We start from the raw sequence: 23,028 nt of genomic DNA on the forward strand, positions 1-23,028 counted from the left end.
TTGCTCGACCTGGCCAGGGACATCGGTGCGGTGCGTCAGGTTGCGGTGGTGACCCTGTTCCGCGCGAAGAGCCGAGTGACGGACTTGAACTGGAACTGCTGGATCAGGACGGCGGCGACGATGATGCCGCCCTTGACCATGTTCTGCGCCTCGATGGAGAGGCCGTTGATGGCGAAGAGGTTGGTGATCGTGGCGAAGATGATGACGCCGAGCAGCGAGCCGACGATCGTGCCCCGGCCACCGCTGAGCAACGTCCCGCCGATGATCGCCGCGGCGATCGCGTCCAACTCGTACAGGTTGGCCATCGCCGCCTGCGCCGAGGTGGCCTGCGAGGTGAGCATGATCGCCGCGATGCCGCAGCAGAGGCCGGAGAGCGCGTAGAGCAGCATGGTGTGCCGCCGGACGTTGATGCCCGCCAACCGGGCCGCTTCCGGGTTGCCGCCGACGGCGATGGTCCGCCGGCCGAAGGTCGTGCGGTTGAGCAGGACCCATCCGGCCAGCACCACCGCGCCCAGGATGTAGACCAGGATCGGGATACCGACGATCTTGCGCGCCGCGATGTCGTTGATGAAGGTGCTGCTCGACACCTGGGTCTGCTTGTTGGAGATCGACGCCGCGAGACCGCGTGCCGCCACCAGCATCGCGAGCGTCGCGATGAAGGGAACGAGCCGCCCGTACGAGATGAGCACGCCGTTGACCAGGCCGACGCAGATACCGACCACGAGGGCGGTGAAGATCATGCCGCCGGCGCCGTAGGTCTGGGTGGCCACCGTGGTGCACCAGACCCCGGCCAACGCGACGATCGCACCTACCGACAGGTCGATCCCACCGCCGATGATCACGAAGGTCATCCCGACCGTGACCACGCCGACGACCGAGGCGAGCTGCAGGATCGCCAGCACGTTGTTCCAGACCCAGTTCGGGTCGCCGTACAGGTCCGGCTTGGTGATCGCGCCGACCAGGATCAGTGCGGCCAGCACCCCGATCAGGCCGAGGTTGCGCTTCGCGCCGTCACCGCCGTCGCCGCGCCACCAGGACAGTCGGCCCGTGGACCCTGCCTTGTTGCTGGCCACCGCCGTCTCCGCCGGGTCCACCGGCGGCGACTGGGCCGGAAGCTGCGGGCGCTCCGGTGTCGCGGTGGGAGTGGGAGTCGCGTCGCTCATGCCGGTGCGCCTTCCATCAAGGACCCCGCCATCACGAGGTCAAGCACAGTGTTTTCGTCAAGTTCGCCGGCCGCTGCTTCACGCACGACCCGCCCTTCCCGCATCACCAGCACGCGGTCGGCCAGACCCAGCACCTCGGGCACCTCGCTGGAGACCAGCAGCACCCCGACGCCCTGCGCGGCCAGACCCCGGATGACCTGGTAAAGCTCAGCCCGAGCGCCCACGTCCACGCCCCGGGTGGGCTCGTCGAGCAACAACAGCTTGGTGCCGCCGAGCAGCCACCGCCCGACCACCACCTTCTGCTGGTTGCCGCCGGACAGCGTGCGTACCGGCCGGTCGACGTCCCGGGGCCGCAGCTCCAGGCTCTCCGCGATCCGGTCCGCCTCGGCGCGCTCCTTGGCGGCGTTCGTGAAGCCGAGCCGCGCGTACCGGCCGAAGGTGGCCAGCGTGACGTTGCGGTAGATCGGCTCGCCGAGCAGCAGCGCCTGGCTCTTGCGTTCCTCCGGGGCCATCCCCATGCCGGCCCGCACGGCGGCGCCGACGCCGGGACGCAGCGCCTTCCCGTTCATCCGGACCGACCCGGCCTCCGCGAGACGGGCACCGTAGATGGTCTCCAGCAACTCGGAGCGGCCGGAGCCGACCAGCCCCGCGATGCCGACGATCTCCCCGGCGCGCACGTTCAGCGAGACGTCGGCGAACTCGCCGGCGCGGGTCAACCCCTCCACCTCGAGCAGATCGGCGCCCGCGGGGTCCTCGGCCGGCCGGTCCGGGAAGACGTACTCGATGGTCCGGCCGGTCATCCGGCTGACCAGGTCGCGGGTCGGGGTATCGCGCGCCGGCAGGTTCGCCGCGGTGGTCCGACCGTCCTTGAGTACGGTGACCCGGTCGCCGATCTCGCGGATCTCCTCCATGCGGTGGGAGATGTAGATGACGGCGATGCCCTGCGCGGTCAGCTCCCGGATGATCCGGAACAGGTTGCCGACCTCGTCGTGGGCCAGCACCGCGCTCGGCTCGTCCATGATGATCAGTCGTGCCTCGTGCGACAGCGCCCGGGCCATGCTGACGATCTGCTTGCCGGCGGCCGGCAGCGACCTCACCATCCGGCCGGGCGGAATCTCGCCGTGGCCGAGCCGGCTGAGGATCTGCCGGGTGTGCCGGGCCATCCGGCCGCGCCGGACGAACCCGAAGCTGCGGTACTCGTGCCCGAGGAAGGCGTTCTCCGCCACCGACAGGTCCTCGACGAGGTCGAGCTCCTGGTAGATGGTGGCGATGCCGGCCTTCATCGCGGCCTGCGGGTTGGTGAACGTGGCCGGCTCGCCGCGCCACTCCACCTGCCCGGAATCCGGTTGGTGCACCCCGGAGAGCACCTTGATCAGGGTCGACTTGCCGGCGCCGTTCTGCCCGAGCAGGCAGTGCACCTCGCCGGCACGCACCTCGAGCTGCACACCGTCGAGCGCGCGTACGCCGGGGAACGTCTTGACGACATCGGTGAGGCGCAGGACCACCTCGCCCGCGACGGTGTCGGCGGGAGCCTCGACCAGCGGTGCCTCGGCGACGGCCTCGGCCGACGCGGTGGCGGGGTCATCCTCGGGCAGAGCCACAGTCTCCTCCTCGCTCACGACAGGGTTTCGATCAGGTTCATGCGGCTTCCCCGAAGGCGACATCGCCGGCGAGCACCGCCGCGCCGGTGACACCGGCACGTCCACCGAGTTCGGACAGCACGACCGGCAGGTTGCCGGTGGCCAGCGGCAGCGACCGGCGGTAGACCACGCTGCGGATCTCGGCCAGCAGGATGTGCCCGAGTTGGGCCAGCCCGCCACCGATCACGATCATGGAAGGGTTGGTGAAGCTGACCAGGCTGGCGAGCACTCCGCCGACCCGCCGTCCGCCGTCGCGGATCAGTTGGATGCAGGTCACGTCGCCCTCGACGGCGCCCTCGGCGACGTCCAGCGCGGTCACCACCCCGCGCAGCGCCAGCCGCTCGGCAAGCGCCGGCGACGTCCCACTGCGGGCGGCGGCTGCGGCGTCCTTGGCCAGTGCGGCGCCGCTGAACAGCGCCTCCAGGCAGCCGACGTTGCCGCAGGAGCACATCGGACCGTGCGAGTCGACCTGGATGTGGCCGATGTCGCCGGCGCAGCCGTCGGTGCCCCGGTAGACCTCGCCGGTGAGGTAGATGCCGCACCCGATGCCGGTGCCGATCTTCACGAAGAGGAAGTCGTCCACCGAGTGGGCCACCCCACCGTGCCGCTCGCCGATCGCCATGATGTTGACGTCGTTGTCGACCACCGCCGGGCAGCCGTGCTCCCGGCTGAGCAACTCGCGCACCGGGTACCGGTCCCAGCCCGGCATGATCGGCGGCGAGACCGGAACGCCGTCGCGGAAGCTGACCGGGCCGGGGACGCCGATGCCCACCGCGTCCAACCGCTCGTACGCGCCGTCGACCCGGGCCTTGTGCAGCAACTCGTTGACCCGTTGCAGGGTCACCTTCGGTCCGTTGCGGATGTCGGCCGGCTCGGCGTACTGGGCGACCGGTTCGAGGCGGCCGTTGACCACCTCGATGTCCATCGAACTCGCACCGAGGTCGACGGCGGCGAAGCGCAGCTTCGGGTTCAGCTCGACCAGGGTCGAGCGGCGCCCACCCCGGGAGGCCGCGAGCCCCGCCTCGGCGACGTAACCCAGTGCGACCAGGCGATCCAGCTCGGCCAGCATGCGCGGGCGCGGCATCTGGAGGCGGTCGCCCAACTCGGCACGGGAGACGGCCCCCTCGTCGCGGAGCAACCGCAACAGTCGGACGTGCAGGGGGTCGTCGGTGCGCACCGGGGGGTCACCTCTTCATTGGCATCGTTCACATCGACGCAATGTCGAAGTGTTGTGTCCGACACAGTAGGAGCGCTCTGCACCGCGTGTCCAGAGCTTCAACCGTTCCGAGATGAACTTTTGTCCGAAAGAACAAAAGCTACTAGTCGATCAAGAAAAGGATCACGGGCTGCCCGCGTTCGCTCGCCCGCAGTTCCATCGACACACACGAAACCGCCCCGCCGGTCGATCTCCGATGGCGGGGCGGTCGGTGCAGGTCGGCGCGGGGTTCGTCAGCGGCGGCCGGCGGCGTTGCGCTTCTTGCGAAGCTTGCGGTCGTCGCGCAGCTCGACGTACGGCTCGTCGTCGACGGCATGACCGGCCGCGATGGCCCGACCCCGCTCCAACTCGGCGTCGAACTCGGCGCCCAGCAGGATCGCGATGTTGCTCAGCCAGAGCCAGACCAAGAAGATGATCACCCCGGCCAGCGCCCCGTACGTCTTGTTGTACGAGCCGAAGTTGCTCACGTAGAGGGCGAACAGGCCGGAGATCACCAGCCAGATCACCACGGCCAGCACCCCACCCGGACTGACCCAGCGGAACCCGCCGTGCCGGGCGTTCGGTGAGGCCCAGTAGAGGATCGCGAACATCAGGCTGACCAGGATCAGCAGCACCGGCCACTTGGCGACGTCCCACACCGTGACCGCCGCCGAGCCGAGGCCGACCACGTCCCCCACCGCTTCGGCGAGGCGGCCGGTGAAGACCACGATCACCGCACTGGCCAGCAACAGCACCCCGACCACAGCGGTCACGCCCAGCCGGATCGGCAGCGTCTTCCAGATCGGCCGGCCCTCCGGCACGTCGTAGATGCTGTTCGAGGCGCGCATGAACGCGCCGATGTAGCCGGACGCGGACCAGAACGCGGCCACCACACCGATGATCGCCGCGACGCTGGCCAGGCCGCCGTTCTTGTCCGCCGTGGCGATCGCCTCGGTGATGATCTGCCGGATGCTGTCGTTCGGCACCGCCTGGTCGACGGTCTCCTTGACCCCCTCGGTGGCGCTCGTGCCGAGCAGACCGAGGATCGAGATCAACACCAGCACGCCGGGGAAGATGGACAGCACCCCGTAGTAGGTGAGCGCCGCCGCCCAGTCGGTCAGGCTGTCGTCCTGGAATTCGGTGACGGTACGCCGCAGCGCCGCCTTCCACCCGCTGCCGGGCAGGTCGGTGGGGCTGTCCGGCCCCGCGTCGGGCCCGACCGGCGCGCTGGCGTCGGCGCGCGCCCGGTGGGCGGCAGACTCGTCCGAGGTCATCGCCCCTCCTCTTCGTCGGTGGTGTCACCTCCGACATGCCCCGTCGACGGGCGCCGGTAACCCCTACTGGTAGAGCAACCTGCCCATCCGGCGCGAGGCCACCACCAGGCCGACCGCCAGCCACGCCAGCAGGTAGAGCACATCGAGCAACCAGACCCAGCCACCGCTGCCCAACGCGAGCCCGCGAATCAGGTGCACCGACCGGTACAGCGGGGTGATCTCGACCAGCCAGTGCAGCAGGGTCGGGTACGCCTGCGCCGGCACGAACGTGCCGGAGAAGAGGAACAGGGTGAACTGCGCCGACCCCAGCAGGTCGAAGTCCTGCCAACTGCGCATGAGGGTGGAGACCGCCATGCCGATCCCCCCGAACGCGAACCCGACGAGCATCGCGGCCGGGAGAGCTGTCAACGCACGGGTGACGGTCGTCAGGTCCAGTGCGACCATCACCACGAGGAAGGCGGCCGAGTAGGAGCTGCCCCGCAGCATCGCCCAACCCAGCTCACCGAGAGCGATCTCGAACGGCCGTACCGGGGTGGCGATCACCCCGTCGTACAGCTTCATGTATTTCATCTTGCCGAAGAAGTTGAACGTGGTCTCCGAGATCGCCCCGGTCATCGCCGAGGAGGCGAGCATCGCCGGGGCCACGAACCCGGCGTACGACACCAGCCGCCCGTCGGGCAGCGGCAGGTCACCGATCAGCGCGCCGACGCCCACGCCGATCGAGAGCAGATAGAGCAACGGCTCCACGAAACCGGAGAGCAGCAGCAGCCAGTAGACCGGCTTCAGCGCCGCGACGTTGCGCCCCACCACCGACGCGGACCGCCGGGAGGCGGAGGAGACGTCCACCAGCCGGGGCAGAACCAACGTGATCATGGGATCTCCCTAACTGTTTCATGAGGGCGGTCGAGCCGAGGCGGAGTCCGAGCGGCGATCCGGCAAGGCGCGGTTTCGTTCGGATACCGATGTGGTATCCGGGCGGAACCGCAACGCCGCCGGTCGTCGTCCGGGCCCACCGCAGGCCGGCCAGTTCTCATGACACAGGCCTCAGACGACGAGTTTGCGACGGAACGCGCGCAGCGCCAGCAGCCAACCGACACCTGCCCACGCGGCCAGGTAGAGCAGGTGCCCGGCGATCGACCACTGGGGGGCGACCCCGAGCGTGGCCGCGCGGCAGAGGTCGACGGCGTGCCACAGCGGCGTCGCATACGCCAGCCACCGCAGCGCGTCCGGCAGCGACTCCACCGGGAAGAACACCCCGGCGAAGAGCGTCATCGGGATGATCGCGAACCGGAACAGCATCGCGAGAAAATTGTCGGTGGACACCCACGCGGCGTACGCGAAGACCGGCGCGGCGACGGCCAACCCCAGCAACGCCACCACCGGCAAAGTGGCCACCGCCCACGGTGAGCGCAACGCCCCGAACAGCCCGGTGACCAGCAGGAACGCCGCGATGGTGGTGAGCACCCGGAACAGCACGAAGGCCAGGTGCCCCAGCACGATGTCGCCCACCCGCAGCGGCGAGGCGCTCTGCGCGAAGTAGGTCTTGACCCACTGGAAGTTGCTGAACACCGGCCAGGTCGAGTCCCCGACCGTCACCTGCAACGCGGTCGAGGCGATCAGCCCGGGGACCAGCCAGTCGAGGTAGCGCACCCCGCCGACGCCCTGGTCGATGTAACCACCGACGCCCACCCCGAAGCCGACGACTGTCAGCACCGGCAGCAGGAACGAGGAGAACACCCCGGCCCGCCAGGTGCGCCGCAGACCGACCAGGTAGTGCTCGAACACCGCCCACGCCGGCACCCACGGCGACCGCGCCCGCACCGCCACCCGCACCACGACCACCCCCGTCCCGACCTTCCTACCCCCGGGGTACGACAGGTCGCCGGCCACCCTACGACGCCGCCCTTGACGTGTCGCCCGGGTTTCACCCCGCGACTTTCGCCCGCGACTTTCGCCCAGCGGCTTTCGCCCCGCGACTTTCGCCCAGCGGCCCGGACCCCGCCCGGCGCGACCCCCGCCCCGACGCGGGCCCCTGATCGACTCGGCTTCCGGGAAGCCGGGGTAGCAACGCCCCCCGCGATGCCCCGACTCCCCGGAAACCGAGTCGATCTAGACGGCGTGGTCGCTATCTACCGGCCCACGGCGTCCGAACCGACGAACGCGCGCCACGCGTCGGGCGTGAAGGCCAGCACTGGGCCGGTCGGGTCCTTCGAGTCACGGACGGCCACCACACCGGGCAGGTTGTCGGCAACCTCCACACAGGCACCGCCGCTGCTGTTGCTGCGGGTGCCCTTGCGCCATCGGGCGCCAGTCAGCTCCATGTCTCGGCCACGTCCGCGATCAGGTCGAGGGACTGCTGCTGCGATAGTGCCTCACCGCGGATCGACTTTCCCACCTCGACCATCTGCCGCACGTACTCGGCCCGGTCGGTCACCTGCCCGTGGCGCTGCCCGTCCAGGTAGACCACATCTTCCCCGGTGGCTGTCGTGGCGATCACGAAGGGACCATCGAGCCCGGCGTACGCACCGGCCGACAGCGGCACGACCTGGATTCGGACCCGGGGCAGGGACGAACCGATGCCGCAACTGCTCCCGCATCACCTCCCGCCCGCCGACGTGGCGACGCAACGCGTACTCGTCGACCGTTTCATCACCTGGGCCAGAGCCCGTTGAGCGGTGATCGTTGGCAGCTCAGCAGCTCGACACGCCGGAACGATTGCTGCTGAGCTGCCAACGATCGGTCGGCCTCGTCGGGCTTTGGCGGTCAGGCGGGTCGGTACGCGCGGATCAGCGCCTGCACCGCGTAGGCGAGCAGCAGCACGCCCGCGCCGACCCCGACCACCAGGCCGGCGGAGACCGCCGAGGCGAGGCCGGTGACGAGGCCCGCCGCCGCCACCAGGCACAGCGCGCCGCCGAGCGGCCGCAGCAGCGGGTCGCGCAACAGCGGGGCGAGCGGGAAGAAGTGCAGACCGACCACCAGGCAGACAAGCACCGGTACGTACTCCGACCAGCCGGCCGCGACCAACACGGCAGCACCCAGGCCGGCGGCGGCGAACTCGGCGACGACGATGAGCACGTACGGACGGTCGGCCGCCCGGTCCCGAGGGACGCCGGCCCCCCGGAGTCGGGCCGACAGCACGCCGCCCAGCGCGGCGGTGAGCAGAGCGACGATGCTGCCCACCACCAGCAGGGCGCGCAGGGGTTGCTCCGCCGCCGGCACGCTGAACCAGACCATCGCGAAGATGCCCAGGTAGAGGGCGGTCAGCCCGGCCTGACGTCGGTTGGCGATCACCAGATCAGACATGAAACTCCTTCGGGGTACGGCAGTCCGCCGGTCACCTTACGACCCCGTCGGCTTGTCGCCCGCGTTCCACCCAGCCGTTCCGGTCCGCCCGCAGCCCAGCCATCCCGCCAGACCCGACCACCCGCCCTCAGCCCGGCGCGCCCTTGTCCCGCCCGCCTGCCCTTGTCCCGCCCGCCGGCCCTTGTCCCGCCCGCCTGCCCTTCTCCCGGCCGCCTGGGCCGGGCCGGCTGCCCTGGTCCCGCCGGCTTGACCGACTCGGCTTCCGGGAAGTCGGGCTGTCAGCGCCACTCGGACACCCCGACTTCACGGAAGCCGAGTGGATCAGTCGACCAGGGTGCGGCCGGTCAGGTGTAGGAAGACGTCCTCCAGGCCGCTGCGTCGCACCAGCACGTTGGCCGGGTCGAGCCCGAGCGCGGCGACCTCGGCGACCGCCGCGTCGCCGTCGGGCACGTAGAGCAGGACCCGGTCGGGCAGCACCTCGACCCGCTCCCCCAAGCCGTCGAGCTTACGGGCGAACGGCTCCTGCGAATCGGCGGCGAAGCGCAGCTCGACCACCTCCCGGGTGGAGTGTCGCTCGATGAGCGCCCGGGGCGAGCCCTCGGCGACGATCCGCCCGCCGTCCATCACCACCAGCCGGTCGCAGAGCTGCTCGGCCTCGTCCATGTAGTGCGTGGTGAGCACAAGCGTGACGCCCCGCTGCTTGAGCCGGAACAGCCGCTCCCACACCAGGTGCCGGGCCTGCGGGTCGAGCCCGGTGGTCGGCTCGTCGAGCAGCACGATCTCCGGATCGTTGACAAGCGCGCGGGCGATGGTCAGCCGGCGCTTCATCCCGCCGGACAGCGGCTCGACCTTGCTGCCGGCCCGCTCGGTGAGCTGGACGAAGTCGAGCAGCTCGTCGGCCCGCTCCCGGGCCGCCCGGCGGGTGATGCCGAAGTAGCGCGCGTAGACCGTCAGGTTCTCCCGGACGGTCAGCTCCGGGTCGAGATTGTCCAACTGGGGGCACACGCCCAGCCGGGCTCGGATCGCGGGCCCGTCGGCGACCGGGTCCATGCCGAGGATGCGCAGCTCACCACCGCTGGGTGGGGACGTGCAGCCGACCATCCGCATGGTGGAGGACTTGCCCGCGCCGTTGGGCCCGAGGAAACCGAAGGCCTCACCCGAGCGCACCTCGACGTCGATGCCGTCCACGGCGGTGAAGTCGCCGAACCGCTTCACCAGCCCGCGTGCCTGAATCAGTGGCCGCCCCGAAGTCACCGCCCGACCCTAACGGCCGGGCCCGACATGCCTCCACGCAAATACGACGCCAGACACCCCCACCCTGTCGATCTTGCAGTTTCTGTCGTCCAGATGCGACGACCTGCCCCCTATGTCGGGACAGAAAGTGCAAGATCGCGGCAGCGGAGGTGGCGGGGTGGTCAGAGGTCGCCGGGGGCGGTGGCGGCACGGGCCACGCCGACCAGGCGGTCGGTCTCGGCCAGCAGGGCCTCGTCGTCCGCCGGGGTGCCGGGATCCAGGCGGACCGTCCAGGTCAGACCGTCGGCTCCGGCCACGCGGCGGGCCGCGACCCGCGCCGCGCCGCCGGGCACCTGCTGGTGCTCGGTGTACGCCACCGAACGAGTCACCCGTGCCCGCACCTGGTGCGGCAGCTCCTGCGGATCGAGGAGGAAGTATGTCTCGGCCGGGCCGTCGGCGACGAGCGCGTAGCCGTCGCGTTCGGCGACCGTCTCGGCAGGTGTGACGGTCAGCTCCCGGCCGGACCAGACCGCCTTGAGGATGGTGTGCCAGCCGAGCCGGTGCCCTCGACCGGGCAGCCACAGCCCGAGATTGGTGGCGACCACCACCCCGTCGCCCTCGCCGTTACCGGCCGCCGCCCAGGCCAACACCCGTTCGTCGGCGACCAGCGGTGGCCGGTCGGCAGGTGGCAGCTTCGGCTTACGGCTGAACAGTCCCATCTAGAGGCCTCCCGCGGCCTGTTCGCGCAGCGCCCGGGCGTGCTGCTCCAGGGACAGCAGCTCACCGAAGGCGGCGAAGTACTCGTCCTTGTTGTTTACCGGGTTGATCCGCTGGATGCGCGACTTGAGGTCCCGGACGCGGGCGGTCACCGACCCGAACTGCACCCGCGCCATGGTGATCGACACGTAGCGCGGGTCCGGTTCGCCGTCGATGCGCAGCGGCTCCACCGCCAACTCGCCGACAAGCGCCGCCGCGGCCAGATCGTCGCAGGCGTCGCGGACCGACTCGATCCACACCGCGCCGCCGGTCGCCGACGCGGCGCCACCGGCCGCCGCGATGGCGGCACGCACCGCGACGTGCACCGGGTGGCGGTATTCGGGCGACTCGACCGCGTCGAACATCGGCCCGGCCAGGACCGGCTGCTGGAGGGCGAGCTTCAGCGCCTCCCGCTCGACCATCGACTGCGGGCTGTCCAGAGTCGGCTCGGGGCGAGCCGAGGCGGGCCGGGCGGCGGGGCCGGCGTCGCGGGCGCCGGGCGGTGGAGTGTTGGCGGCGGCGAGCACGGCCCGCTGCACCGGCTCGATCTCCATCCCGAGGTCCATGGCGAGTTTGCGGACGTACTCCGGGCGTTTTTCCCGGTCCTTGAGTCGCGCGACGAGCGGCGCGGCGTGGCGCATGGCCTCGACCCGGCCGTCGACGGTGTCCAGGTCGAAGCGGCTGATCACGTGCCGCAGCGCGAAGTCGACGAGCGGCTCACGGCGGGCGACCAGATCCCGGACCGCCAGGTCACCCTTGGCCAGCCGCAGATCGCACGGGTCCATGTTGTCCGGGCTGACCGCGATGAACGTACGCCCGACGAACCGCTGGTCGTCCTCGAAGGCGCGCAGCGCGGCCTTCTGGCCGGCGGCGTCACCGTCGAAGGTGAAGATGATCTCGCCGGCCACCTCGTCGCTGTCGAACAGCAGCCGCCGCAGGACCGAGATGTGGTCCGCGGCGAACGCGGTGCCGCAGGTCGCCACCGCCGTCGTCACCCCGGCGAGGTGGCAGGCCATCACGTCGGTGTAGCCCTCGACGATGACCGCCCGACCCTGCTTGGCGATCTCCCGCTTGGCCTGGTCGATGCCGTAGAGCACGTGCGACTTCTTGTAGATCGGCGTCTCGGGGGTGTTGAGGTATTTCGGGCCGTCGTCGTCGTCGAAGAGCTTGCGCGCGCCGAAGCCGATCACGTCGCCGGCGAGGTCGCGGATCGGCCAGAGCAGCCGACGGCGGAACCTGTCGATGAGCGTGCCGGAGCGGGACTCCCGGGACAACCCGGCGGTGACCAGCTCCTGGTGGGTGAAACCCTGCTGGCGCAGGTGCTTGGTGAGCAGGTCCCAGCCCTCCGGCGCGAAGCCGCAGCCGTAGCGCTCGGCGGCGGCCCGGTCGAAGCCCCGTTTGGCCAGGAACTCGCGGGCCGGCCGGGCCCCGGCCGTGCTGAGCTGCGCCCGGTAAAACTCGACGGCGGCGGCGTGCGCGGCGACCAGACGCTGGCGTTGACCCTGCTGCGGGCGGGGGCGCGGGGTGCCCTTGTCGTCCTCGATGTAGCGCAGTTGGATGCCGGCGCGGCCGGCCAGCCGCTCGACGGACTCCACGAAGCTGAGGTGGTCGGCGTCCATCAGGAACTTGATGGCGTCGCCGCCGGCCCCGCAGCCGAAGCAGTACCAGACGTTGCGGGCCGGGGACACGTTGAACGACGGGCTCTTCTCGTCGTGGAACGGGCACAGGCCCTTCAGGTTGCCGCCACCCGCCGACTTGAGGGTGACCGTCTCGGAGATCACATCCCCGATCGAGGTGCGTTCCCGGACCAGTGCGATGTCCTCGTCCCGGATCCGCCCAGCCATGCGCCACCCCCTCGGCGTACATCCTGCCCTGCCGGACCGACGACACGCCGGCCGGGGGATGCCGGTGTGGCGGCCACCGCTGCCGGCTGGGCGGTTCCGGCCCGCAAGCCGGGTCCGCACGGGGACCATGACCAGATGCGCAGGGTACGGACCGGAGCCCGCCACGTGCCGAACTGGCTGGCCAACAGGGTCGGGCTGCGCGGACTGACCCCGCAGGCCGACGAGGCCGGCCACCGGCACGCGACCTGGCTGGAGCTGTTCCTCGACCTGATCTTCGTGTACGCGCTGGCGGCGGTGGCGGCCCGGCTGGGCAACGAGCCGACCCCGTCGCCGACGGCCGTGCTGGCCGTGATCGGGCTCTTCGTGGTGATCCAGTGGGCCTGGCTGGGGCAGGTCTACTACGACACCCGGTTCGACCCCGACGACGCGCCGCACCGACTGCTGGTGCTCGTCGCGTTGGTCGGCGCGGGCGCGATGACGCTCGGGGTCGACGAGGTGCCGGAGAGCGTGCTGCTGCCGGTCGGGTACCTGATCGTGCGAGGCGTGCTGCTCCTGCTGTACCTGCGGGCCCGCCCGACCAGCGCGATGGCCCGCATGGTGACGACCGTCTACCTGATCGGCTTCGGGTCGGGCTGGCTGATCTGGCTGGTGTCGCTGTTCACGCCCACCGAGCTGCGCCCCGTCCTGTGGATCGTCGCGATGGTCATCGAACTGGCCACGCCCTGGGTCGGGGTGCGCTGGCTCAACCGCTGGCCGGTGGACAACCGGCACCTGCCGGAACGGATCGGCCAGTTCACCATCATCGTGCTGGGCAGCGCGCTGGCCAGCCTGCTCTTCGCGGTGCCGGACCACCCCCCGCCCCACATGATCCTCACCGCCGCGATGGCCTTCCTGATCCCGGCGGCCGTCTGGTGGGTCTACACCACGTTCGTCACCACCCGCCTGCTCCAGCGTCGGCTGCGCGGCGGGCAGGCGTACAGCTTCCTGCACATCCCGCTCGGCGGCGCGTTACTGCTGCTCGGCTGGGCTCTCGGCCAGGTGGTCCGGCTTGTCGACGACGACGCGGCTCGGCTGCCGCTGGAACTGCGGCTGCTGCTGGGCGGGGCGATGGTCGTGTGGACGGTGTGTGGCCTGGCCCTGTACTGGCTGTGGACCCGACCGAGCCTCGCCCGGTTGGCGATCGCCGCCTACGGGGTGCTCTCGGTCAGCCTGATCACGGCGACGGTGCATGGGCCGAGGCTGATGCTGGCGTTGCTCGCGCTGGCGGTCGTCGGGTACGCCGTGCTGCTCAGCCGACGACTCGCCCGCGCCGGCGAGGCGAACCGCGCGCCCGAGGAGTGAGCGAGCCTAGGCTGCGGCGGTGGTCTCCTCGGCTGCCACCTGGCTGTTCCAGTCGGCCTTCGTGGAGCGCCAGCCCTCGTCGTCCATGCCGCGCCGCCAGTAGCCGGAGATGGAGAGCCGGTCGAGGGGTACGCCCCGCTCGCCGCGCAGCAGCCGGCGCAGGTCCCGGACGAAGGCCGCCTCGCCGTGCACGAACGCGTGCACCTGGCCGGCCGGGAACTCCAACGCCCGTACCGCCGCGACAAGCGCCGCACCCACCGGGCCGTCGCCACGGTGCACCCAGGTCAGCTCGACCGCGCCGGGGCTGGGCAGCTTCTGCTCGTCCGCCGGGTCGCCGATCTCCACGAAGACGTGGGCCGGCGCGCCCAACGGCAGCCGCTCCAGCGCGGCGGCGATCGCCGGCAGGGCGCTCTCGTCACCCACCAGCAGGTGCCAGTCCGCGTCCGGGCTCGGGGCGTACGCCCCGCCGGGGCCGACGAAGTGCACCGGGTCACCCGGACGCAGCGCGGCGGCCCACGGGCCGGCCAACCCCTCGTCGCCGTGGTGCACCACGTCCACGGTCAGCTCCTCGGCCAGCGGGTCCCACCGCCGCACGGTGTACGCGCGCAGCCGGGGCCACTGCTCCCGGGGCAGGTCCCGGCGGATCGCGGCGAGGTCCAACGGCCGCGGGTACGCGACGCCGGGCTGCGGGAACACCAGCTTGATGTAGTGGTCGGTGAACTCGCCCACCGGCAGGCCGGCCAGCTCGTCCCCGCCGAGGACGAGCCGGATCAGGTGCGGGGTGGGCCGCTCGGTGCGCAGCACGTGGACCGTGGTGACGTTCCTGGGGCGTTCCGTCATACCAGTTAGGCTAGCCTAAGCTGGCGCGTGGTCGGTCGGCGGTGCGCCGTTGCCGGTCAGGCGGGTGTGCCAGGTCACCGCCGCCGGGTCGGTGAGCGAGGCGACCTGGTCGATCACCACCCGCAGTCGGGCGGTGTCGTCCGGGGCCGCCCGCCACAGCGGGGCGAAGATCGGATCGAGCCCGTCCGGCGCGCGCCGGAGCAGCGCGGCCACCAACTCGGCGAGCATCGTCCGCTGCCGCTCGTAGCGGCCCCGGAACCCGGAACGACGCATCACGTACCGCAGGGCGATGCCCTTGAGCAGCGCACACTGGGCCCGGACCAGCCTCGGCACCACCAGATCGGCGTCATAGCGGCGGTGCGGGCCGGGGCCGGAGCGCTCCTCGGTGGCGGCCACCGCCGCCGACACGAACCGGCCGGTCAGCCCGCTTGTGGTGGCCTTCAACGCGACCTGGGCGCGGTGGCTGCCGTCGTACCCGGCGAGCGGGGCGAGCAGCGGGTCGGCCAACAGGTCCACCAGCACCTCGGCCAGGTCGGCGGCGGACTCACCGGAGTAGGCTGCGGCCACGTCGGCGCAGAGCGCGGCCCGCTCGTCGGCGTCCGCCAGCAGCGGGCCCAGCGTCACGTACCCGCCGTGGATGCCGTCCTCCACGTCGTGCACCGAGTACGCGACGTCGTCGGCCCAGTCCATCACCTGTGCCTCGAGGCAGCGCCGGTCGCCGGGCGCACCGACCCGGATCCAGCCGAAGACCGGTGCGTCGTCGGCGTACACCCCGAACTTGCGCTGCCCCGGGCGACGCGGCCAGGGGTACTTGCCGATCGCGTCGAGCGACGCGCGGGTCAGATTGAGGCCCGCGGGCGAGCCGTCCGGGGCGAGCACCTTCGCCTCGAGCCGGGTCAGCACCCGCAACGTCTGCGCGTTGCCCTCGAAGCCGCCGCAGGGTGTGGCCAGCAGGTCCAGAGCGGACTCGCCGTTGTGCCCGAACGGCGGATGCCCGAGGTCGTGGGCGAGCCCGGCGACGTCGACCACGTCCGGGTCACAGCCCAACCGGGCACCCATTTCCCGGGCGATCTGCGCCACCTCGAGCGAGTGCGTCAGCCGCGTACGCAGGAAGTCGTCGGTCCCGGCGGTGTGTACCTGGGTCTTGGTGGCCAGCCGACGGAACGCCGCCGAGTGCAGCACCCGGGCACGGTCGCGCTCGTACGGTGAGCGGCGGTGCCCGGTGTCCTTGGGCGCCTCCCGCACCCACCGTGCGTCCGGCTCACTTCTCACGCAGCCGCCGCTGTTCGCGACTGCGGGGCTCGCAAGACCGGCTCACTCCTCGCGCTCACGGAGGACGCAGAACTCGTTGCCCTCCGGGTCGGCGAGCACCGTCCACTCGACGTCGCCCTGGCCGACGTCGACGTGCCGGGCGCCCATGTCGACAAGCCGTTCGACCTCGGCCTCCCGATCGGCGGGGCGCAGGTCGAGGTGCAGCCGGTTCTTGCGTTCCTTGCCCTCGGTCACCGGCACGAAGACCAGGCCGGGGAGACGGTCCGCGGACTTGCGGATCTCCACCTCGTCGGGGTTGTCGGTGACGACCTGGTAGCCGAGTGCCTCGGCCCACCAGCGGGCCAGTCTGGCCGGGTCGCGGGCGTCGACGGTCAGGTTCTCCCAGACGCTGGTCATTCAGTCACCTTTCCCGTTCGACGGCGTACGCAATCAGCCGTTTGCGAGCGAGCCAAGGTTACGCCGGTCACGGCTGGCCGTCGTGCCCCCGACGCGTCGATGAATCGTCCACAACCGCCGATCGGCCCGGAGTTGTGGGCCGATCGCCCTGGGTTACGGGCTCGCGGGCAGAGGTGGCCACCGGTAGCGTTTCCAGCGCGGAACGTGACGAGCCGACCGACACGCAGATCCCGACCGGTAAGGGAGCAGCTCGTGGACGCAGACACGGTGGTGGGTACGGAGCTACGGGGGCTGCGTCGGCGCCGACCCGAGGTTGCCGGGACGGTGCTGGCCGGCACCGACGGGTTGCTCATCTCCAGCGATCTGCCCAGCACCGACGCCACCCATCTCGCCGCGTTGGCCGCCGCCAGTTTCGGGCTCGGTCACCGAGTGGCCGACACCGTCCGGCGGGGTGAGTTCCGGGAGTCGGTGGTCTGCACGACGGCCGGCTGCGTGGTGACCTACCCGGCCGGGCGCACCGCCCTGCTGACCCTTGTCACCGTGTCGGCGGCGGACGATCTGGAGGCGCTGCACGAGGAGGCGCGGGCGGTGGCCCGGCGCACCGGCTCGGTGTTGGACACGCGCGTCGGCGGTGGCGGCGCCAGTGCGGTTCCGTTGGGGCACGCGCCGCTTGCCGTGCGTACCCCGATGGCGACCCTGCCCACCCAGTTACGCCGCTCGACCCGGCCGGCCTGGCGTCGCCCGCCGATCTGATCGTCGGCGCCGGCGGCGGCCGGGTCGCCCGGTCCGCCGCCGGCCCACGTCACCGGCTGTCCGAGCCGCCCGTCTCCACGACCGCCCGACCGGCCTCCAGCCGGGCCACCGGCACCCGGAACGGTGAGCAGGACACGTAGTCCAGACCGACCTCGTGGAAGAAGTGCACCGAGTCGGGGTCGCCGCCGTGCTCGCCGCAGACCCCGAGCTTCAAGCCGGGCCGGGCGGCCCGGCCCTCCTCGGCGGCGATCCGCACCAGCCGGCCGACGCCGTCGCGGTCGATCGACTCGAACGGCGAGATGCCGAAGATGCCCAGTTCCAGGTAGCGCCAGAAGAACGCGCCCTCGACGTCGTCGCGGGAGAAGCCCCAGCCCATCTGGGTCAGGTCGTTGGTGCCGAAGGAGAAGAACTGTGCCGCCTCGGCGATCTGGCCGGCGGTCAGCGCCGCCCGAGGCACCTCGATCATCGTGCCGATCAGCACCTCGACCCCGCTGTCCCCGACCACCTCGGCGATGATCTTCTCGGCCTCGGCGCGGACCGTCTCCAACTCCTGCACGGCCCCGACCAGCGGCACCATGATCTCCGGTTTCGCTACCCCGCCGCCGCGGGCACAGCTCACGGCCGCCTCGGCGATGGCCCGGACCTGCATCGCGAACAGGCCGGGGATGACCAGGCCGAGACGGACGCCGCGCAGCCCGAGCATCGGGTTCTCCTCGTGCATCCGCCGAACGGCGGCGAGCAACGCCTCCTCCTTGGCGACGTCCTCGCCGCGTTCCTGGGCGACCGCCACGTTGACCGCGAGCTGCTCCAACGGCGGCAGGAACTCGTGCAGCGGCGGATCGATGAGCCGGACGGTGACCGGCAGGCCATCCATCTCCCGGAAGATCTCCTCGAAGTCGGCCCGCTGCAACGGCAGCAGGGCCGCCAGCGCCTCTTCCCGCTCGCCCGGAGCCCGAGCCAGGATCAGCCGCTCGACCAGCTCGCGGCGGTCGCCGAGGAACATGTGCTCGGTACGGCACAGCCCGATGCCCTCGGCGCCGAACCGTCGGGCCCGAGCCGCGTCCGCGCCGGTGTCGGCGTTCGTGCGGACCGCCAGCCGCCGCTTGCCGTCGGCGTGCGTCATGATCCGGTGTACGGCCCGGACCAGCGGGTTGTCGATGTGCTCGGGATCGAGGCTGCCCTCGAAGTACTGCACCACCTCCGACGGCATGACCGGCACCTCGCCGAGGTAGACCTTGCCGGTCGTGCCGTCGATGGACACCATGTCGCCCTCGTCGACGGTCTGCCCGGCCACGGTGAACCGCTTCGCCGGCACGTTCACGTCGATCGCGTCGGCACCGGAGACGCAGGTCTTGCCCATGCCCCGGGCCACCACGGCGGCGTGGCTGGTCTTGCCACCGCGCGAGGTGAGGATGCCCTTCGCGGCGATCATGCCGTTCAGGTCGTCCGGGTTGGTCTCCCGGCGGACCAGGATCACCGACCGTCCCTCGGCAGCCAGCTCGACGGCCCGCGCGGAGGTGAAGACCACGGTGCCCGACGCCGCGCCGGGTGAGGCGCCGATGCCCGTGGCGACCGGCTGGAACTCGTGGTCGAGTTGGAAGCGGGGGAACATCAGCTGGGCCAACTGCGCGCCGTTGACCCGGTGCAGCGCCTCGTCCAGGTCGATCAGGCCCTCGTCGACGAGTTGCCCGGCGATGACGAACGCGGCGGCGGCCGTGCGCTTGCCCACCCGGGTCTGCAACATCCACAGCTTGCCGCGTTCGATGGTGAACTCGATGTCGCACAGGTCCCGGTAGTGCTCCTCCAACCGGGCCATGATGCCGAGCAACTCGTCGTAGGAGGCCCTGTCGAGCTGCGCCAACTCCTGCAGCGGCACCGTGTTGCGGATGCCGGCCACCACGTCCTCGCCCTGCGCGTTGGCCAGATAGTCGCCGTAGATGCCCTGCGCCCCACTGGCCGGGTCCCGGGTGAACGCGACACCGGTGCCGGAATCCGGGCCCAGGTTGCCGAAGACCATCGTCACCACGTTGACCGCGGTGCCGAGGTCGGCCGGGATGCGCTCCTGGCGGCGGTAGAGCACCGCGCGCTCGGCGTTCCACGACTCGAAGACCGCCCGGATGGCGAGGTCGAGCTGTTCGCGCGGCTGCTGCGGGAACTCGCGACCGGTGTGCTTCAAAAAGATCTTCTTGTACGCGTCGACGAGCCCACGCAGGTCGTCCGCGTCCAGGTCGAGGTCGTTCTGCGTACCCTTGGCGCTCTTGATCTCGTCGAGCGCGTGCTCGAACTCCTCGCCCGGCACCTCGCAGACGGTCTTGCCGAACATCTGGATGAGGCGGCGGTAGGAGTCCCAGGCGAACCTGTCCGCGCCGCCGGAGGCGGCCTGGCCGGCCGCGCCGCCGGAGGCGGCCGGATCGCCGGTGCCGCCGGCCTGCGCGGAGAGCCCGACCACGCTCTGGTCGTTGAGGCCGACGTTGAGGACGGTCTCCATCATGCCGGGCATGGAGAACTTGGCGCCGGAGCGGACGGAGACCAGCAGCGGGTCGCGCGGGTCGCCGAGTCGTTTGCCCATCGCGCGTTCCAGCGATTCCAGGTGCGCCTCGATCTGACCGGCGAGCCCGTCCGGCTCCCGTCCCGTCGCGAGGTACGCCTGGCAGGCCTCGGTGGTGATGGTGAAGCCGGGGGGAACGGGCAGGCCGAGGTTCGTCATCTCGGCGAGGTTCGCCCCCTTGCCGCCGAGCAGGTCCTTGAGGTCCTTGTTGCCTTCGGAGAAGTCGTAGACGTACTTGTGGTCGACGGTTTCTTGCGCTGCCACCAAAGCCTCCACACACGCGCCGGATGGACACTTAACGAAGGTTCAGTTTTTTCCTACCCCGGGACGGACCTCCGGTAATCCCGGGGTCGACGCCGATCGGTGGGCGAAGGCTAAGCGAACATCGGGTGACCTGGGACCGTTCGGTGACAATTGGCACAGCCGTCACGACTATCCGTGTTCGTACCGGTTTTTGGGAACGCTTCCACGCGCACCATCACGCATCCCGGCCGCGCGTCGTACGCTTGACGGCACGCCAGCCGGTGAACCTCACTTTTGCCATAACCGACGCGAATACACCCCCCGGAGTCGCCGCCGTGTCGACCATCCCCTCCCCCGCTCCCGCCACCGGTCCGGTGCCGCCACCGGCGCGGGAATCGGACGCGGCCACCCCGACGCCCCGGACCGCTCCATCGGCCGCGCACCGGCTGTCCGACGTCGTGCCCGCTCCCGCACAGGTCGAGGCGGACCCGACCGAGGACTGGGTCCTCCCGGCCGAAGCGGTGATCGTGGCCAGCGCCGACCCCGCCGCGCTCGCCGTCGCCGCGCAGCTCGCCGAGCTGCTCCGGCCCGCCACCGGCTACCCGCTGCCGGTGATCCACGCCGCCTCCCGTCCGTTGCCGACCACGTCTCCGCTGCCGGCCACGGACGCCGCCGCGCCTGCGCCGCCGGACGCCACCACGCCTGCGCCGCCGGCCACCGACACCGCCGCGCCTCCGCTGTCGGTGACCGACGCCGTCGCGCCGGAGCTGGTCGGCGGTATCGCGCTGGTGCTGGACGCGGCCGCCGGTCTCGGCGCGGAGGGCTACCGGCTCGACGTCGCCCGCGACGGGGTACGCCTCACCGCCGCCACCGCCGCCGGCCTGTTCCACGGCGTGCAGACCCTGCGCCAACTGCTGCCATCGGCCATCGAGAGCCGGACCCCGGTCGCCACACGGTGGGCGCTGCCCGGTGGGACCATCACCGACACTCCCCGCTTCCCCTACCGGGGCGCGATGCTCGACGTCGCACGGCACTTCTTCACCGTCGAGGACGTCCTGCGCGTCGTGGACCACCTGGCCCGCTACAAGCTCAACCACCTGCACCTGCACCTCACCGACGACCAGGGTTGGCGGATCGCCGTCGACTCCTGGCCGAGGTTGACAGCCGTGGGCGGGACGACCGAGGTCGGCGGCGGCCCCGGGGGGCACTACACGAAGGCCGACTACCGGCGGATCGTCTCCTACGCCGCCGCCCGCCACATCACAGTCGTCCCGGAGATCGACCTCCCCGGGCACACCAACTCGGCGCTTGTCGCGTACCCGGAGCTGGCACCGGACAAGATCGCGCCACCGCCGTACACCGGCACCGAGGTCGGTTTCAGCTACGTCGACCCCTCCGACGAGCGGACGTACGACTTCGTCACCGACGTGCTGGGCGAGGTGGCCGCACTCACCCCCGGGCCGTTGCTGCACATCGGCGGCGACGAGGCGTTCAAGGTGAAGGGCGAGGTCTACACCGGTTTCGTGGAACGGGTCCAGCGCATCGTGGCCGACCTCGGCAAGACCGTCGTCGGCTGGCACCAGCTCGCGCCGGCCGGCCACGTCGACGGACGGGTGCTGCAGTGGTGGGGCACGAACGCCGACGACCCCACCACGGCCGACGCGGTCCGCCGGGGCGCCCGCCTCATCGTCTCCCCCGGCAACCACGCCTACCTGGACATGAAGTACGCCCCGGACACCCCGATCGGACACGACTGGGCCGGGCTGATCGACGTGCGCAAGGCGTACGACTGGGATCCGGGCACACACGTCTCCGACGTGCCCGCCACGGCCGTCCTCGGGGTGGAAGCCCCGCTCTGGACCGAGTCGGTCACCTCGCTGGCCGACATCGAGTTCCTGCTCCTGCCCCGGCTCCCCGCCATCGCCGAGCTGGGCTGGTCACCCCGGGCCACCCACGACTGGGCCGACTTCCGTGACCGGCTGGCCGGTCAGGGCCCGCGGTGGGCGGCTGCCGGGATCGCCTTCCACCGCGCACCCGAGGTCCCCTGGCCGGGCACCCCGACCATCCCGGCACAGCGCACCGTGCCACAAACCGACAGCGCCACGCCCTGACCCTCGGCGCGCCGGTTCACCCCGGCCCGCCCGGCAGTCGCCGCGGACGTTGGACGCCGATCCGGTCCACGCCGTCTCGCGAGAAGTTGGCGCCGATCTTGCACTATCGGTTGTCCCTATAGGTGCAATGCCCCTTGTGTCGGGACAGAAAGTGCAAGATCGCGGAGCGGGGCGGTCTGGCCTCCGAGTCGACCCCGTTCGGCCGCAAACGTCGCGGACCGACATGGTCCACTCGACTTTCATGATGTCGGGCCATCCCCGACACCCGGACACCGCAATTTTCGAGAACCCGAGTCGATCACGCCGCCTCGTCTGCCGTGTCCGTTCGCTGGGTGGACGGGCTGTCGGTTTTGGGCGGGATTGTCGGGTTGCCGGGGCCACCCCGGTGGTGGAATCGGCGGCCGGCCCGGGTCGTTGTACCTGGCAGGTCGCGGCGAGGGCGGCCGGCTACCGAGACCGTCGAGTCGCAGTGCGCGGCCTCGTCGGGAACACCCGGCAGGCCGGCCCGGTTACGTCCCCCGCACGGCCGAGCACCACAACGGCCGGGCACGGCAGCCGCCAGGTGCTCCCACCGGAGACGGCCAACGGGAACACCCGCCGACCCGGCCCGGTTACATCCCCCGCACCGCCAAGCGCCACAACGGCCGGGCCCCGGTAAGGCGGAATGCGCAGCCGGTCCGGACGGTTACACCACCACACGGCCGAGCACCCCTGACGGCCGAGGGCCCGTGACAGCCGAGCCCCCGGGTAGGCGGCATGACCCGCCAGCCCGCACCGTTACACCCCCGCCCGACGCCGGCCCCTCCAGGGCTGCCGGGCACGAACTTCCCCGCACGGCCGCACCTCCCCCGTTGAGTGCTGTGTGGGTTCCCCCGATGCAGAGGAGCACGCCATCATGCGTACCGATCTGATCCGTAAGACCGCTCTGACCGCCGCCGGCCTCGCGTTCACCGGCGGAGCCATCGCCGGACCCGTCACCGCCGCCTACGCCGCGTCGGAGGCCAAGCCGGCCACGCAGACTCAGACCGACCGCAAGACCCACGGTGAGCGGGAACTGGGTGTGCGCTACGAGGCGCAGCCGAACTTCTACTACTGCGGGCCCGCCGCGACCCGTAA

Annotated in this window: 19 protein-coding genes and 1 pseudogene; 4 read left to right on the forward strand and 16 right to left on the reverse strand. The window is 71.3% G+C overall.

Annotated elements, in window-relative coordinates; all coding sequences use genetic code 11:
- Positions 1 to 35: 35 nt before the first annotated feature.
- The 12 genes from ACGFH8_RS06685 to dnaG all read right to left on the reverse strand — a co-directional run bounded on the left by ACGFH8_RS06685 (position 36) and on the right by dnaG (position 12,408).
- Positions 36 to 1,163: an ABC transporter permease gene (locus ACGFH8_RS06685; protein WP_393364339.1), complete on the reverse strand. Its 1,128-nt coding sequence runs from the start codon at positions 1,161 to 1,163 to the stop codon at positions 36 to 38.
- Entirely contained in the window at positions 1,160 to 2,668 is a 1,509-nt protein-coding gene (locus tag ACGFH8_RS06690) for a sugar ABC transporter ATP-binding protein (RefSeq protein ID WP_393364558.1), read from the reverse strand. The genes ACGFH8_RS06685 and ACGFH8_RS06690 overlap by 4 nt, the downstream gene beginning before the upstream one ends.
- 133 nt (positions 2,669 to 2,801) lie before the next feature.
- Positions 2,802 to 3,980, reverse strand: coding sequence for an ROK family protein (locus ACGFH8_RS06695; protein ID WP_393364342.1), 1,179 nt, complete (start codon positions 3,978 to 3,980; stop codon positions 2,802 to 2,804).
- Between the two features lie 272 nt (positions 3,981 to 4,252).
- On the reverse strand, positions 4,253 to 5,272 hold the full coding sequence (locus ACGFH8_RS06700; RefSeq protein ID WP_393364345.1) for a YihY/virulence factor BrkB family protein: 1,020 nt from the start codon (positions 5,270 to 5,272) through the stop codon (positions 4,253 to 4,255).
- Positions 5,273 to 5,335: 63 nt separating this feature from the next.
- The gene (locus ACGFH8_RS06705; protein WP_393364349.1) at positions 5,336 to 6,145 is read right to left on the reverse strand and encodes an ABC transporter permease; all 810 of its coding nucleotides are present in this window, start codon (positions 6,143 to 6,145) and stop codon (positions 5,336 to 5,338) included.
- Between the two features lie 171 nt (positions 6,146 to 6,316).
- On the reverse strand, positions 6,317 to 7,105 hold the full coding sequence (locus tag ACGFH8_RS06710) for an ABC transporter permease (RefSeq protein WP_393364560.1): 789 nt from the start codon (positions 7,103 to 7,105) through the stop codon (positions 6,317 to 6,319).
- 296 nt (positions 7,106 to 7,401) lie between these two features.
- Complete coding sequence (locus ACGFH8_RS06715; protein ID WP_393364352.1) at positions 7,402 to 7,593, reverse strand: DUF397 domain-containing protein; 192 nt, start codon at positions 7,591 to 7,593, stop codon at positions 7,402 to 7,404.
- On the reverse strand, positions 7,584 to 7,814 hold the full coding sequence (locus ACGFH8_RS06720; protein ID WP_393364354.1) for a Scr1 family TA system antitoxin-like transcriptional regulator: 231 nt from the start codon (positions 7,812 to 7,814) through the stop codon (positions 7,584 to 7,586). Before ACGFH8_RS06720 ends, ACGFH8_RS06715 begins: the two co-directional genes overlap by 10 nt.
- A gap of 221 nt (positions 7,815 to 8,035) precedes the next feature.
- On the reverse strand, positions 8,036 to 8,575 hold the full coding sequence (locus ACGFH8_RS06725; protein ID WP_393364356.1) for a hypothetical protein: 540 nt from the start codon (positions 8,573 to 8,575) through the stop codon (positions 8,036 to 8,038).
- 321 nt (positions 8,576 to 8,896) lie between these two features.
- Positions 8,897 to 9,829 (reverse strand): ABC transporter ATP-binding protein, encoded by a 933-nt coding sequence (locus ACGFH8_RS06730; RefSeq protein ID WP_393364359.1) that lies wholly within the window; start codon positions 9,827 to 9,829, stop codon positions 8,897 to 8,899.
- A 161-nt stretch (positions 9,830 to 9,990) separates the two neighbouring features.
- Complete coding sequence (locus ACGFH8_RS06735) at positions 9,991 to 10,527, reverse strand: hypothetical protein (RefSeq protein ID WP_393364362.1); 537 nt, start codon at positions 10,525 to 10,527, stop codon at positions 9,991 to 9,993.
- A complete protein-coding gene (dnaG, locus tag ACGFH8_RS06740) occupies positions 10,528 to 12,408 on the reverse strand; it encodes a DNA primase (protein ID WP_393364365.1) in 1,881 nt (626 codons plus the stop codon).
- Between the two features lie 135 nt (positions 12,409 to 12,543).
- Here dnaG and ACGFH8_RS06745 point away from each other — a divergent pair, with 135 nt between their 5' ends.
- On the forward strand, positions 12,544 to 13,749 hold the full coding sequence (locus ACGFH8_RS06745) for a low temperature requirement protein A (protein WP_393364368.1): 1,206 nt from the start codon (positions 12,544 to 12,546) through the stop codon (positions 13,747 to 13,749).
- A 6-nt stretch (positions 13,750 to 13,755) separates the two neighbouring features.
- Here the strand turns inward: ACGFH8_RS06745 and ACGFH8_RS06750 are convergent, their stop codons facing one another.
- The 3 genes from ACGFH8_RS06750 to ACGFH8_RS06760 are packed head-to-tail and all read right to left on the reverse strand — an operon-like array spanning position 13,756 to position 16,257.
- On the reverse strand, positions 13,756 to 14,589 hold the full coding sequence (locus ACGFH8_RS06750) for a siderophore-interacting protein (RefSeq protein ID WP_393364371.1): 834 nt from the start codon (positions 14,587 to 14,589) through the stop codon (positions 13,756 to 13,758).
- Between the two features lie 15 nt (positions 14,590 to 14,604).
- A complete protein-coding gene (locus ACGFH8_RS06755; RefSeq protein WP_393364373.1) occupies positions 14,605 to 15,861 on the reverse strand; it encodes a deoxyguanosinetriphosphate triphosphohydrolase in 1,257 nt (418 codons plus the stop codon).
- 42 nt (positions 15,862 to 15,903) lie between these two features.
- A complete protein-coding gene (locus ACGFH8_RS06760) occupies positions 15,904 to 16,257 on the reverse strand; it encodes a VOC family protein (protein ID WP_393364376.1) in 354 nt (117 codons plus the stop codon).
- A gap of 252 nt (positions 16,258 to 16,509) precedes the next feature.
- Here ACGFH8_RS06760 and ACGFH8_RS06765 point away from each other — a divergent pair, with 252 nt between their 5' ends.
- On the forward strand, positions 16,510 to 17,010 hold the full coding sequence (locus ACGFH8_RS06765) for a roadblock/LC7 domain-containing protein (protein ID WP_393364379.1): 501 nt from the start codon (positions 16,510 to 16,512) through the stop codon (positions 17,008 to 17,010).
- Positions 17,011 to 17,059: 49 nt separating this feature from the next.
- Here ACGFH8_RS06765 and ppdK read toward each other — a convergent pair whose 3' ends face one another.
- Positions 17,060 to 19,822 (reverse strand): pyruvate, phosphate dikinase, encoded by a 2,763-nt coding sequence (ppdK, locus tag ACGFH8_RS06770; RefSeq protein ID WP_393364382.1) that lies wholly within the window; start codon positions 19,820 to 19,822, stop codon positions 17,060 to 17,062.
- A 314-nt stretch (positions 19,823 to 20,136) separates the two neighbouring features.
- Between ppdK and ACGFH8_RS06775 the strand changes: the two genes are divergently transcribed.
- Both ACGFH8_RS06775 and ACGFH8_RS06780 read left to right on the forward strand, forming a co-directional pair.
- Entirely contained in the window at positions 20,137 to 21,912 is a 1,776-nt protein-coding gene (locus tag ACGFH8_RS06775) for a family 20 glycosylhydrolase (RefSeq protein WP_393364385.1), read from the forward strand.
- A gap of 895 nt (positions 21,913 to 22,807) precedes the next feature.
- Positions 22,808 to 23,028: pseudogene (locus ACGFH8_RS06780) on the forward strand (phytochelatin synthase); the annotation flags it as partial.

Source organism: Micromonospora sp. NPDC049175 (genome assembly GCF_043197345.1).
In the GTDB taxonomy this organism is placed as follows: domain Bacteria; phylum Actinomycetota; class Actinomycetes; order Mycobacteriales; family Micromonosporaceae; genus Micromonospora.